A 13,624-nucleotide genomic window follows, 5' to 3' on the forward strand; every position below is an offset into this window, starting at 1 on the left:
CGTAATTGCGTCCAGATTTTTTCAAGCTTGGGGCCTACAGGCTGTTGGTCATGCTGGCGGTGCCAATCGAACTGCGAAGGATTCGATTGGCCGTGTTTCGGCGCTTTTTGCAGAAATTAAGGCACCTTTCTTTGGACGTGGCGACCTTAGCCTGCGTACCTCTATCGTTCAGCCCGCGTTTGAACACCCACTGAACAGAAAAACAAAACCGCATTCATCTCGCCACCTATCGAGGTGGGCGTTTTCTGTAGCTGACGCTTCGCTTTTAGTACAAAAAGATTTGCTGAATGAAGATAAAAAACTCCGCAGAGACGGTATTGTCCCATACGGAGTTATACGTTAGTTTTTACTTTCCTGTGCCTTATCAACCGGCAAATCATTCTTCTCTGGCACAACCCGTTTCACAAAGAGCGTTAAAATCAAGGCAACAACAGCGACAACCGTGGAAATGAAGAAAGCGTAGTTGACTCCATCGAGCATGGCTTGCGTTTCAATTCCTTGTTGCAATGCCGCAAGACCTTCACTCGTTGTCGGTGTAGTACCAGATGTAGCCGCCTTCGCAGCTAACTCCGCGCCGGAACTTTCCATTCGCTTCGTCATGATTGTTAAAAGAATCGCTGTACCAATTGCACCCGAAACTTGTTGCAACGTATTATTCATAGCCGTACCATGTGGATTCGACTGCATCGGTAATTGATTCAAACCATTTGTCATAATCGGCATGGATACAAGCGAAATACCGAACATCCGAATCGTATACAGCATCATAATGTAATAATAACCAGAATCGAGACCTAGTCTACTCAAATAGAACGTTGTGATAATTGTAATAGAAAGCCCAATAACCGCCATCGCGCGCGCTCCATATTTATCGAACAGCCTACCGGTAATCGGCGACATGAGCCCCATTAATATCGCACCTGGAAGCATCAAAATCCCTGCCTCAAATGGCGCGATGCCTCGCACATTTTGCACGTAAAGCGGCGTCAAAATCATCGCGGAGAACATCGCAACAGATAGAACGATTGAAATAACAGATGCTAGTGCGAACATCGGATATTTATAAATCCTGAAGTCAAGCATTGGATCATCCATGCGCAATTGGCGGATAATGAACGCCACAAGCGCGATAGCCCCAATGATAATTGTTCCATACACCAGTGGTGACGTCCAGCCCTTATCTCCCGCAGAACTGAATCCGTACAGCAGACCTCCGAAACCGATACTCGACAACACGAGTGAAAAAATATCCAGTTTCACATCACGGTTTGGTGTAATATTACGCAGTTTGAAAAACGCATAAATGAGCGTCAATACTGCGAATGGTAACACGATAACAAAAAGTGTACGCCATGAGTAATGTTCAACAACCCAACCGGATAGTGTCGGACCAATTGCTGGCGCCGTGAACATGACCAATCCGAATATCCCCATTGCCGTTCCGCGACGCTCAATCGGGAAGGCCGTTAACATAATGTTCATCAGTAGTGGTACCATCATTGCAGAACCCGATGCCTGAATCATGCGAGCCGCAATGAGTAAGCCGAATGTCGGTGTAATGACTGCTAAAAACGTACCGAGTGCAAACAGCGTCATTGCTGTTAAAAATAATTTACGGTTTGTAAACTTTTGTACGAAGAATGCACTCGCTGGAATCATAATCCCGTTTACGAGCATATATCCCGTTGTTAACCACTGAACTTCGGACGGCTTCACTGCGAATTCCGTCATAATTGTCGGCAACGCAACGTTTAACAATGTATTGTTTAGAAAAGCTACGAATGTTCCTATAAATAGAATCGCAATCATGCCATAAGGCGGTTTGTCGTGCAGTTTTTGAATATCCATCTTATTCCTCCATTTACTACGAAACGCTACAATTTATACTCTCTGTACATCCTGTTAAACAGTTTATACCTACAGTCCAAATTTAGCAACTAACGAAATCGCTTTCATGTAAAAAAGTTTTATTTCATTGATATAACAAGCTTTTTGAGATACTATAACAAATGAACTAATGGTATAAAACAATGATCATTCCTTTGATTATAGCAACCAATGCCACTCGTCACTCTAGAGGATAAAGGTGATTCTATGAATGAACGTAAACGTCAAGTTTTACTAATTGCCCAACGACTTTTTGCAGAAAAAGGCTTTACTGCTACATCTGTACAAGATATTTTAGACGAATCCCAAATTTCTAAAGGGACTTTTTATAATTATTTCACATCCAAAAATGAATGCCTTCTAGTCATGCTTGAATATGCCTATGATGAGGCGATTATTAAAAGAAGAGAACTGTTAATCGGTCAAGACATTCAAGATAAAAACATCTTGTCGCAACAAATTGTTGTGCGCATGCAAATCAATCGTGAACATAATCTGTTACCGATTTACGAATCTATCTTTCACTCCGGCGACGTCGATCTCAGATCCTTCATCATTAAGCAACATTTCTTAGAAATTTCTTGGTTGGCAGGCCGACTCGTTGATGTTTATGGCAAGGAAGCAACACCTTATGCGCCAGACTGCGCGGTCATCCTAATGGGAATGATTCAGCATCTGATGCATTTTGGATCAGCAAGTCCAACAGGAAAAGTCGACCTGAATCGTCTTGTCCATTTCACAACAAGACGTATTGATGCGATTATTCGTGACACGATTAAATCGAATGATATTCTAATCGGAACAGATTTATTTCTCGATCTCCCTCCCAAAGCTGAGCCGCCAGCCGACGCGAAGAATGTTTTACATGTCCAACTAGGGAAGTTTCTTGCAAATCTGACGGATGACGCAAACGCCAATGGAGTTCAATATGCAGAATTTCTATTGGATGAAATCAGTGCCGACCAACCTAGAGTCTTCCTATTAGAAATCATTGCGCGCTCCTTCCATGAATCATTTACGAATACTCGCTATGAACCTGAAGTACGGGAAATCATTGCAGTGCTATGGAGCTATGTTGATACTTTAAAGAAAAAAGATTTTCATTGAAACTTTGTCCATGCTAAAACGTATGGTTAACTAGCAAATAAAATAAGATGAGGAGGAGTCAGAACAGATGAATAATCACGAAATTGACTACAAACTATACGGAGATGACATGCAATTCGTGGAGGTGGAGCTTGACCCACAAGAAACGGTCGTAGCAGAAGCAGGTGCTTTGATGATGATGGAAGATGGTATCAAAATGGAAACCATTTTTGGGGACGGTTCGAAGTCATCCGGCGCCGGTGGACTCATGGGGAAACTGATGGGTGCAGGGAAGCGAATTATTACCGGAGAAAGCCTATTTATGACGATGTTCACCAATGATGGTGTTGGGAAAAAGCACGTCTACTTCGCATCACCTTATCCAGGGAAAATTATTCCAATGGATCTTAGCCAATACCGCGGTAAAATTATCTGCCAGAAAGATGCTTTTCTTGCCGCAGCGAAAGGCGTTTCCATCGGCATCGAATTTCAACGAAAAATTGGCGCCGGCTTTTTCGGTGGTGAAGGCTTTATCATGCAAAAGCTTGAAGGCGACGGCATGGCGTTCGTTCATGCAGGCGGTACCATCATCGAGTACAAGCTCGATCCGGGTGAAGTTTTGCGTGTTGACACAGGCTGTCTTGTAGCGATGACGCAAGAAGTCAATTACGATATTGAAATGGTTAAAGGCGTGAAAACCGCATTATTCGGTGGCGAAGGACTATTTTTCGCTACACTCAAAGGCCCAGGAACCGTTTGGATTCAATCACTACCATTCTCCAGACTGGCGAGCCGTGTATTTGCGGCTGCACCACAAGGCGGCGGAAAATCAGTTGGCGAAGGTAGCGTAACAGGTGGATTATTTGATTTACTAGGCGGGAAATCCTAAGTTGGTGTCACCCTATTTTTATAGGGTGACATTTTTTGTTGTGTGAAACACCGTTTCCTTTCGCGCAATAGCAGCGATGAAACGCGCAATAGCGACGACGAAACGCGCAATATATCAGGCATCCTAGACATTTGCTCGTGTCTTACACCCTTCCCAATTACAAAAAACGTGCTAACAGCTCATTTCTCATCTGTTAGCACGTTCGCCTTTATCGATTCACACCATTCAACAACAACCAAATATACCTCGCTTCCGCTTCACCGCCTGGCTGCATCTCTTCATACTTCGGGTAAGCAATCGTCTTCGACTTGAATGTCAGCAAATTGATGACATGACTATTTGCTTTGGCAGCCAGTTTCAACATCGCATCCGCTTCCTGCGATTGGCCTTCTGATGCTTCCATTTCCAATTTCCAATCTAAGTATAAGTACGTCGCATCGTGCTGCGACCCTTTTTCGTAGCGCACCATAATTTCTGCCGCCTCATGATAACGACCAGCATGGATAAGCGAAGCAACTGCCTCGTACCTCGCTCCCTGATTGTCATTCCAATTCAACTTTACTAAATCCAAAAACATCCCTGCTGCTTCATGGTACTCTCCCTGTACGAATAGATGAACCCCATAAGCGAAGGCCGCTCGCATGAATGGTCGATTCGGAATGTTTTGCCACGGGTTTTCTCCCGGTTCAAACGACTTGCTCGCCTGCTGAATGGCTTGTTCATATAAAGTCGATGCGACTTCAGCATCCTGTTCAATTTCCGCTTGCAGCAATAGCACGTCTGGTGTTTTTGCATCTATTTCCCTCGCGCGTTCAGCCAAGCTTCTACGCTCTTCTTCCGACACTGCAGCATAAGCTTCATACGCTAAAAGCTGCGCGCGGCCTTCCGCCACATTCGGTTTCCGCTCCAGTTGTACAACACCTGCTGTCGTCATTGATGTTTCCCACAGTGCTTTTTCAGATGGCTTCGGATCAGTCCCGATATCATACACTTGCGCAGCTACCGGCTCGTCCCCGCTATTCATCATGTCCGTATACAGTGCACCTAATTGCTCTGCATGCAAAGCCATCCCCTCATGCGTCGCCCCATATTGCTGCACGATAGTGTCCTCTTCTAATCCAGTCCCCTGAACCACACCGATTTGAATACCTGTTTTCACAACAGCGGCTAGAAAATCGGCTTCAACATGGACCTCTTCATTGTGATTCATGAAATAAGCCACAACAAGTTTGTGCATAATCTCCCGCGACTCCACCGTCTGTTCGAGCTCACGCAATGTAACATCCATCGCTTTTAGCACCTGCAACTGCTCCGGCATTAGCACTTCTTCAACAATTTCATTCATCGAGGCCATACTGCGTTTAATCAGCAATTCATAAATATCAAGTGCATGATTCTCTACAAATTGCGTTGCTGTTTTCTCTGCAACCGCTTCTCGTAACTCCACAAGCGACTTCTTCGTCTGCTTGCTCCATTTCGCTAAAAATAACATCGACGACACAGGCGCAACCGCATCTGCTACTTTTCGTGGGTCCCTCAGCACCACACCGAATAATAGCGTTCCAATATCCGTTGGCATGCCTTCATTGCGCGTGACATAATAGTCCTGCTCTCCAAACAACTTGCGCACCTTCAACATCCCCGATTCAACGCCCGTAATTTCCGCTAGCAACATAAATGGCTCGTCCCACGCTTGTAAAACCGTAGCCACCGCTTCACGCTTCGCTTGCTTTAACTGTTCTGCTATATATGTACGCCAAACCTCTTTCATATGGATGAATAAATAAAACTCACTCGCCGCTTCTTCAATATTTTCCTTCTCCCAGCTATCGGTAAGACGGTTCACCCACTCGCGCATCAAACGCATCATAGCGCTTCGATCATCACCTTTTGGGTATTCATCAAAATAAGTAATGAGGATTTTATCTAACTCTTCATTCACCAACATTCCAACAAGATCCGTTCCTTTCGATCCACAGCACTTTTTATATTTCTTTCCACTGCCACATGTACACGGGTCATTTCTTCCAATCATTGTATTCGCTCCCTTAGTAATTTTTCATAACCAAATACCCACGCTATATTTATTTATTCAATATATACTAGATAATACTTTCTCCTTTCTATCATACTAAATTACTCAATAGAGCAAAGTTTGTTTCACTCGAAATAATCTGTTATATTCATTAAAAAAGATCGAATAGCAGGTGAAATATAACGATTTTTCATATATGTTAAATAGACTGTCCGCTCCAATTCTGGCGATACAACCGCTCTACTTTTCACTAAACCATCTTGTGGTCCTTGCATGTAACTTTCTGGGATAATTGCGATGCCTAGCCCTTCACGAACTAAACTTAATACCGTTTCAAAACGTTCAATTTCAAACTTAATGTTTGGAGTAGCCCCCTCTGATTCAAACGCCCGTAAAATGTCTTCTCGCGTCTGGAATCCTTTTGCACTCATGATGAAAGGATCGCTTTCCAACTGCTTCAGCGAAATCGCTTCACTGGCTGCTAATGGATGACTCGTATGGACGACGAGTACGAGCTTTTCATTGTACAAAGGGATTGTTGTAATATCGTCCTCTTTAATAAGCTGGTTTGTAATAATAGCGTGTGTTTCATACGTTCTTAATGATTTTTTGACATCCTCTCCACTTAGCACTTCCGTTAACTGAATGCGCATATCTGAAAACTCTTCTTTGTATTGCACAATGACTTTTGGCAGCCAATGCTTCACCGATTCAATCATGCCCAGCCGAATTTCCCCTTTGCCACTGCGCTTCACTTCGTCCATTTCCTGTTTCACAATGGCTAATTCCAACAATAGATGATTGGCCCTTTTGTATAAAACTTCTCCCGCTTCTGTCAGTCGAATATTTCTTGTATTGCGTTCGATGATTTGAAACCCTAGCTCCTGTTCCATCGTTTTGATGGTTTTACTTAAGGAGGGCTGCGAAATATGTAACTTCTCTGCCGCTTTTGAAAAGCTCATTTGGTCCACTACCGTAACAAAATAATTCAATTTCTTCAGTTCCATTATGATCATCTCTTTTCATTTATAACTAAAAGTTATCCATTTATAATTATTATATATTAGAAATTATAAATCGGGGCAGATATACTAAATATAGATTACTTTTTCTGAAAGTTTGGAAAGGATGAGTAAATTGATGAAAAAAGTACATGCAGACGTTTGGTCTGGACGCACAGACCACCTTGAAAATAGAGCGAGCTTTCGTTATCACCAAGTGGTAAAACAAATCGAACTGGATACAGCGACTTCCCCTTCTACTACATGTGCCATCATTGGCTTTGAATGCGAAGAAGGTGTTCACCGCAACAATGGACGACTCGGTGCAGCACAAGCACCTGATGCACTACGAAGTGAATTAGCAAAACTACCATGGAAGTTATCAGAAAGTAAACAACTCGTCGATGTCGGCAATCTTACATGCCAAGGCAATCAGCTTGAACAAGCTCAACAACAATTAGGCCATGTAGTAGCCGACGTTTTAACTAAAAATATGACGCCGATTATTCTTGGTGGCGGTCATGAAACCGCTTACGGACATTATCTTGGTGTCCGACAACATATCGGCAACGAAGCCTCTCTTGGAATCATTAATATTGATGCCCATTTTGACTTGCGTCCTTATGATGAACAACCTTCTTCTGGAACGATGTTCAAGCAAATTCTAGAACAAGATGCCAACTGTGGCTATTTCGTTGCAGGCATTCAGCGTTATGGCAATACCCAGGAATTGTTTGATCGCGCAGATGCACTCGGCGTTATCTATGAGTACGAAGAAAATATGCAGATTGGACATATGGACAAGCTGACATCAGCACTCGAAGCATTTATCAAACAGCATGATACTATCTTATTGACCTTATGTACGGACGTACTGAATGCCGCCTTTGCACCAGGCGTCAGCGCTCCTTCACCATTCGGCTTAGATCCAGCCATTGTCCGTTCCATTATTCGAACCGTCACTTCTCACGAGAAAACGCTGTCATTCGATATATCCGAAGTGAACCCCGTCTTGGATGAAAACAATCGCACTGTGAAACTCGGCGCTTATTTAGTCAACGAAGCCATTACATCATTTTTAGGAGGACATATATATGGAGCTAGCTCTTAATCAAGTCACCACGATCTTTCTCTCCATCGCCTTATTAACATTAGGGATGTTTTTAATAAAGAAGGTCGGTTTCTTACGTAAATTCTGCATTCCCGCACCTGTCGTTGGCGGCTTGTTATTCGCGATTTTCGCGACCATTTTCAAGTCACTAGGATGGCTAGAAATCACACTGGATACATCACTACAAAGCCTATTCATGCTCACATTCTTTACGACAATCGGCTTGGGTGCTAGTTTTAAACTGATTAGACTCGGCGGTAAACTGCTCGTAATCTATTGGCTAGCTTGTGGATTTTTAGCGCTTGCGCAAAACGCAATTGGCGTATCGATGGCTTATTTGTTTGATTTGCATCCGTTAATCGGCATGATGGCGGGCGCCGTCTCTATGGAAGGTGGTCACGGTGCCGCGACTGCATTCGGTCAAACGCTTGAAGACCTCGGCATCCATTCAGCCCTATCTATCGGAGTCGCAGCCGCGACATTCGGGCTTGTCGCAGGCGGTCTTGTTGGTGGCCCGACTGTCAAATACCTCATTTCGAAACATAATCTTAAGCCAACGGAAAAAGATGATGGGATTGGGGGACATTTTGAAGAAACTGAAAAGGCAATTCAAACCGATTCATTCTTCATCCAAACGTTATTGATCACATTTTGTATGGCGCTCGGTACCTATTTAGGCGAACTATTTTCAGCTGCAACAGGCTTCGTTCTTCCTGGTTACGTAGGCGCGATGTTCGTTGCCGTACTCGTTCGGAATATGGTTGATCGCATCAATCCAAACCTAGTCGATATGAAAAGCATTAGCCTAATTGGTGACGTTACGCTCGGTATTTTCCTATCCATGGCACTGATGAGCATTAAGCTGTGGGAAGTAGCTGGCTTGGCATTACCACTCCTCGTTATCGTGTTCATCCAAGTGGTGTTCATTGTTCTCTTCAGTATTTTTGTCTTGTTCCGTTTACTCGGAAAAGACTACGATGCTGCGATTATGGTTGCAGGCTTCACGGGGCACGGCTTAGGGGCGACACCGAATGCTATGGCTAATATGGCTGCTGTTACAGAACGTTTCGGTCCTTCGAGAAAAGCATTTTTGATTGTCCCGATTGTTGGTGCGTTCCTCATTGATGTGTTCGCTATGCCAATTATTATTACGACGATTAATATTTTTAACTAATTAAAAAACGGAGGACTCCAACTTGTATGAGGTGTCTTCCGTTTTTTGATTTTCCACTCCTTAAACCACTCGATTTTCAGGCTCTCGCCCTTCCAACACCGCAGTAATCGCTTGCGCATTCAACGTCATCATCCCAAGACGCGCCTTCACACTCGCACTTCCGATATGCGGTAGGACTGTTACATTCGGCAATGTCAAAAGTGGATGGTCGAGTGGCACAGGTTCCGTTTCAAAAACGTCCAAACCTGCGGCCCAAATGTCGCCAGCTTGCAATGCATTGTAAAGTGCTACTTCATCGACAATGCCACCACGTGCGACATTAATAAGCACCGCTGTTTTTTTCATCAATCCAAGTTCTCGTTCACCGATTAACCCTACCGTTTCCGGCGTATACGGTGTAAGAATCAGGACAAAATCCACTTCCTTCAAAAGTGTGTCCAATTCCACGTACTCAAACCCATGCTCGACTTCCGCATCCATTTTTCGACTACGGTTATGATATAACACGCGCATATTAAAGCCTTTCGCCCGGCGCGCAACCGCTTCACCAATCCGTCCCATCCCTACAATTCCGAGCGTGGCGCCCCCTACATCCATACCCGTATAACCCATCGGCGCCCATGACGTCCAATTGCCTGTCCGCACATCATTTTCCGCCTCCATCATGCGACGCGCCGTTGCCAGCAACAAACCAAACGCCAGATCCGCAGTCGTCTCCGTCAACACACCAGGCGTATTCGTCACAATCACGCCTCGCTCCTTGGCGGCTTCAAGGTCAATATTGTTATAGCCAACCGCCATATTTGCCACAATCTTCAGCTTCGGTGCCGCCGCAAACACCTCGCTGTCAATCGAATCCGCCGTCACGCACCACAGCGCATCCGCTTCCGCCACCTCTTCCAATAAAACCTCGCGTGGCACCTTCACGTCCGTCGATTCCCACATCCGCACATCAAATCGCTCTTGCAATGGCTTCACCACTTGCTCATCTAGTATCCTTGTAATGAAGATTCTTGGCTTCATTCAGATTCCCCCTTAATCTCTAAATCAATTACGCCTCGGCGTAATTGCGTCCAGATTTTTTTCAAGCTTGTACCCACAGGTCGTGGGCTATGCGGTCGTTGCGAATCGAACTACGAAGGGTTCGATTTGCCATATTTCTGTGTTCTTGCAGAAATTAAGGCACCTCCCTTCAGGACGTCGCACACTTAGACCGCCTTCTTAAGCTCCTTTGGAAATCTGTGACATCCGCCGGAGGCTTTAACTTGATTCAGCCAGGATTCGAACCCTCACTGAATGAATGTATATTTAGCATTCACTCCACCACTAAGGAGAAATGGGGGACTTCTGCTGAATCAAGTTAACAGTAGTTTAACATAATTCTGACGAATAGCAGTTCATCTACAATCACATCTTTCATACGAAAAACCATCTACTCATGTGAAGTAGATGGTTCATTCGATAAAAATAAATTACTGATCCGTTTTATCATATTTCCTCGGGTTAGATGCCACTTTTAGCAAGGAGATAGCAATCAGTACACATAGGATCATTGCAGGCAAGCCACCCAAATTAGACAACATTTTAATGCCATCTATTTTGGCAAAACTGATCATCATCCACGCGATGACTGCGATTGCCACACCCCATGTCACTTTTATAACAATGCTTGGTTCCGGGCTATCCGGTGTAATGCCAGATGAACTAATGCCACCCATCGCGGATATATTCGAATCGGCCGCTGTTACAAACGACAGGAAGACGATGAATAAATAAAACGGAATGACAACTGCCGATAAAGGAACATCTGCCAAGATTGCATATAAAGCCGTTTCTGGACCTTCTGTCGTAAAAATATCCGCAATTTTTGTATCCGTAATGAGTCGATGAATCGTCGTGCCTCCAAAGATCGTCATCCATAATCCACCAAACAATGATGGAATTGCGAAGTTCACGACAATAAACGTTCGAACTGAATAACCATAAGCGATTCTTCCTAAGAACAACGCCGTAATCGCTGCCCACGCAAACCAGTTTGCCCAATAGAAAACCGTCCACCATTGTGGCCATTGGTCACCAGATGCAGCGCCCGTGAACAAACTCTTCTCAAAAAAGTTCGTGATGTAATTCCCATAAGACTCAACACCCAAATTGATGATGAAACTACTTGGACCAACGATGAAAATAAACAGGATAATGACAATATAGACTTTCATATTAATATCCGATAAGATTCGGATACCGTTCATTAATCCACTTGCAGCTGAGATGATAAACGTCGTCATCAATACGACCGTAATTACCGCCCACAATGCCGGAGCACTTGCAATACCGCTAAGATAATTCACACCGCCACCAAGGTTAATGACGGTAGTCCCCATTGCAGCAGCCATCCCTAATGCTAATGTATATAAACACACCGCATCAATCACTTGCCCCCAGCGCCCTTCTATTTTCGTACCAAAGAGTGGCGCCATTGTTGAGCTTAGACTAAAGGATTTCTTCATATTATAATAAGCGAACGCAAACATTAAAGCTGGTACACAATAGATGGCATATGGCGTAATCGTCCAATGTAAATACATCGTGGACATCGAATAGATAATTGCCTCATGCGATCCCGGTGTGATATTCATCGATTCTGGTGGCGTTAAGTAATGATAAATTGGTTCCACTATTCCCCAAAACGTGACACCCGCTGCAACTGTCGTAGTCAGTGCGATGGCAATCCAGTTTGGAAGCGTTAACATTGGTTTTGCATCTTTCCCGCCTAATTTTACTTTGCCTAAAGGCGAAAAATACACAACAACAACCGTGATCAATAGCAACAAACCACTCAGACTAAACAGTCCACCTAAATTGATTAATAACCAATCATTTGCCTTTGTCGTTATACTAATAAAGGCATCCTTATTTGTAAAGCTGACAATTCCCGCCGCTAACACTAATAAGAATGGTGGCCAAAAAACACCATGCCGTAAGTTTTTCATAGTTTCCCTCATTTCCCCTGATGAAAGAATAAATTTATTCAGACAATAATTCTTTTGCAAAAGTCCTTAACTCATCCTCAGATGCCAAACGACAGTTATTAGTCCGCATCGGTTGATTCTCTCCTGACAACATCGTTTCTACTAAGAGATTCAAATGGTTTAAGCTCAAACCGTCTTCTTTTAATGATAAATTGAGACCACTTCCACGAACGAGTTCTAGATATCGATCTGCACCTGCATAGGCAAGTTCAGATTCACTACGTCCTTCAGCATCTACCCCCATTGCTCGCGCAACCTTCGCAAACATCGAAATGTCACTTTCTACATTCCATCGATAAGCCACATTCATCGCGATTGTCACTGCTCTCCCATGATGCACTCGCCCAATTGTTCCAATTGCATGCCCTATACAATGCGCTATCCCAGTGCCACCATTTTCGATGGCTCCACCTGCCAACATTGCCCCTAATGCTAATGCGGCTCTGCCTCCAAGGTCCTTTGGGTTCTGTAGTACATGCTCTAAATTGTGACTGATCAATTCGATTGATTTGAGGGCGTATGCTTCAATCATCGGATTTGACCTTGTCCCCGTACAAGCTTCGATCGCATGAATTAATGCATCCAACGTCGTGGCAGCAGTCAAATGGGGCGGCAAACCAGCCGTAAATAATGGATCTAAAATTGCGACATCTGGCGCCATTTGTTCGTCCCATCCCCACATTTTACGTTTGTCGGCATTGGAGAAAACAACTGTGCTCGTCACTTCAGCACCTGTCCCTGAAGTCGTCGGAATCATAATCGATGTAATGCTTTTCTTCGGAAAAGGATTAGCCATTAATTCATAATGTGAGGCAGATTCGTTTCCTTCTGCAACGAGTGAAGCCATTTTGGCGACATCCATTGCAGAGCCACCGCCGATGCCAATAACACAATCCGCTTGAAATTCTCTGATGACTTGTGCTGCAGCATCAATGGATGTCACAGATGGATCGCTCTCTAAGTCACTAAATACCCTATAGTCAATGTTACTGTCGTCGAGCGCTTTTTCCACCAATGCCACTAGACCTACAGCTATAACCCCTTTATCGGTTATAATGACAGCTTTATGTCCCCCTGTTAAATGGGGAACTAGTTGTCCAAGTTCCTGGTATTTACCTTCTCCACAAATGATCTTTGTCTTTAGCCCAAACTCAAATGTCGTTTGCATGTTCTGTCATTCCTTTTTAAATAGATTAGAGGGAAGTAGATTAATTGTGCACAGATTTTCCCAAGCCTACTGTCTTCTAAGCTTCGAATACCAGCCCCTTGGGTCATTTCGTTCCTTTATAAAAAGCTCCTCTAAAAAAATCTGTACGTCTGCCAGAGTTTCCGTGCCACCTGGAGATACATTTCCACCTCTCCCTGCCGCTCCGTAATGCGACATTATTCGCCAATTACACACAATTCAACCA

10 protein-coding genes are annotated in these 13,624 nt (G+C 44.0%); 4 read left to right on the forward strand and 6 right to left on the reverse strand.

What is annotated here, in order from left to right:
• Positions 1 to 339: 339 nt before the first annotated feature.
• Complete coding sequence (locus MKY34_RS00850; RefSeq protein ID WP_342513371.1) at positions 340 to 1,848, reverse strand: DHA2 family efflux MFS transporter permease subunit; 1,509 nt, start codon at positions 1,846 to 1,848, stop codon at positions 340 to 342.
• A gap of 246 nt (positions 1,849 to 2,094) precedes the next feature.
• Between MKY34_RS00850 and MKY34_RS00855 the strand changes: the two genes are divergently transcribed.
• Positions 2,095 to 2,994 carry a TetR/AcrR family transcriptional regulator gene (locus tag MKY34_RS00855; RefSeq protein ID WP_342513372.1) on the forward strand — a complete coding sequence of 300 codons (900 nt, stop codon included), beginning with the start codon at positions 2,095 to 2,097 and terminating at the stop codon, positions 2,992 to 2,994.
• Positions 2,995 to 3,061: 67 nt separating this feature from the next.
• A complete protein-coding gene (locus MKY34_RS00860) occupies positions 3,062 to 3,862 on the forward strand; it encodes a TIGR00266 family protein (RefSeq protein ID WP_342513373.1) in 801 nt (266 codons plus the stop codon).
• Between the two features lie 208 nt (positions 3,863 to 4,070).
• Here the strand turns inward: MKY34_RS00860 and MKY34_RS00865 are convergent, their stop codons facing one another.
• Positions 4,071 to 5,897, reverse strand: coding sequence for an SEC-C metal-binding domain-containing protein (locus MKY34_RS00865; protein WP_342513374.1), 1,827 nt, complete (start codon positions 5,895 to 5,897; stop codon positions 4,071 to 4,073).
• Between the two features lie 125 nt (positions 5,898 to 6,022).
• A complete protein-coding gene (locus tag MKY34_RS00870) occupies positions 6,023 to 6,904 on the reverse strand; it encodes a LysR family transcriptional regulator (protein WP_342513375.1) in 882 nt (293 codons plus the stop codon).
• Between the two features lie 121 nt (positions 6,905 to 7,025).
• Here MKY34_RS00870 and hutG point away from each other — a divergent pair, with 121 nt between their 5' ends.
• The gene (gene hutG / locus MKY34_RS00875) at positions 7,026 to 8,009 is read left to right on the forward strand and encodes a formimidoylglutamase (protein ID WP_342513376.1); all 984 of its coding nucleotides are present in this window, start codon (positions 7,026 to 7,028) and stop codon (positions 8,007 to 8,009) included.
• Positions 7,993 to 9,183 carry a sodium/glutamate symporter gene (gene gltS, locus MKY34_RS00880; RefSeq protein ID WP_342513377.1) on the forward strand — a complete coding sequence of 397 codons (1,191 nt, stop codon included), beginning with the start codon at positions 7,993 to 7,995 and terminating at the stop codon, positions 9,181 to 9,183. Before hutG ends, gltS begins: the two co-directional genes overlap by 17 nt.
• A gap of 60 nt (positions 9,184 to 9,243) precedes the next feature.
• Here gltS and MKY34_RS00885 read toward each other — a convergent pair whose 3' ends face one another.
• From MKY34_RS00885 to MKY34_RS00895, 3 genes are all read right to left on the reverse strand, one after another.
• Positions 9,244 to 10,206: a D-glycerate dehydrogenase gene (locus tag MKY34_RS00885; RefSeq protein WP_342513378.1), complete on the reverse strand. Its 963-nt coding sequence runs from the start codon at positions 10,204 to 10,206 to the stop codon at positions 9,244 to 9,246.
• Positions 10,207 to 10,655: 449 nt separating this feature from the next.
• Positions 10,656 to 12,173, reverse strand: a complete 1,518-nt coding sequence (locus tag MKY34_RS00890) for a BCCT family transporter (protein WP_342513379.1) — start codon at positions 12,171 to 12,173, stop codon at positions 10,656 to 10,658.
• 34 nt (positions 12,174 to 12,207) lie between these two features.
• A complete protein-coding gene (locus tag MKY34_RS00895) occupies positions 12,208 to 13,380 on the reverse strand; it encodes an iron-containing alcohol dehydrogenase (RefSeq protein WP_342513380.1) in 1,173 nt (390 codons plus the stop codon).
• Between the last annotated feature and the right edge of the window lie 244 nt (positions 13,381 to 13,624).

This window comes from Sporosarcina sp. FSL K6-1522, assembly GCF_038622445.1.
Classification (GTDB): domain Bacteria; phylum Bacillota; class Bacilli; order Bacillales_A; family Planococcaceae; genus Sporosarcina.

Coding starts and splice junctions, on each gene's coding strand:
- MKY34_RS00855 (WP_342513372.1), top strand. CDS start 2,095: ATGAATGAACGTAAACGTCAAGTTTTACTAATTGCCCAACGACTTTTT.
- MKY34_RS00860 (WP_342513373.1), top strand. CDS start 3,062: ATGAATAATCACGAAATTGACTACAAACTATACGGAGATGACATGCAA.
- MKY34_RS00865 (WP_342513374.1), bottom strand. CDS start 5,897: ATGATTGGAAGAAATGACCCGTGTACATGTGGCAGTGGAAAGAAATAT.
- gltS (WP_342513377.1), top strand. CDS start 7,993: ATGGAGCTAGCTCTTAATCAAGTCACCACGATCTTTCTCTCCATCGCC.
- MKY34_RS00890 (WP_342513379.1), bottom strand. CDS start 12,173: ATGAAAAACTTACGGCATGGTGTTTTTTGGCCACCATTCTTATTAGTG.
- MKY34_RS00895 (WP_342513380.1), bottom strand. CDS start 13,380: ATGCAAACGACATTTGAGTTTGGGCTAAAGACAAAGATCATTTGTGGA.
- hutG (WP_342513376.1), top strand. CDS start 7,026: ATGAGTAAATTGATGAAAAAAGTACATGCAGACGTTTGGTCTGGACGC.
- MKY34_RS00870 (WP_342513375.1), bottom strand. CDS start 6,904: ATGGAACTGAAGAAATTGAATTATTTTGTTACGGTAGTGGACCAAATG.
- MKY34_RS00885 (WP_342513378.1), bottom strand. CDS start 10,206: ATGAAGCCAAGAATCTTCATTACAAGGATACTAGATGAGCAAGTGGTG.
- MKY34_RS00850 (WP_342513371.1), bottom strand. CDS start 1,848: ATGGATATTCAAAAACTGCACGACAAACCGCCTTATGGCATGATTGCG.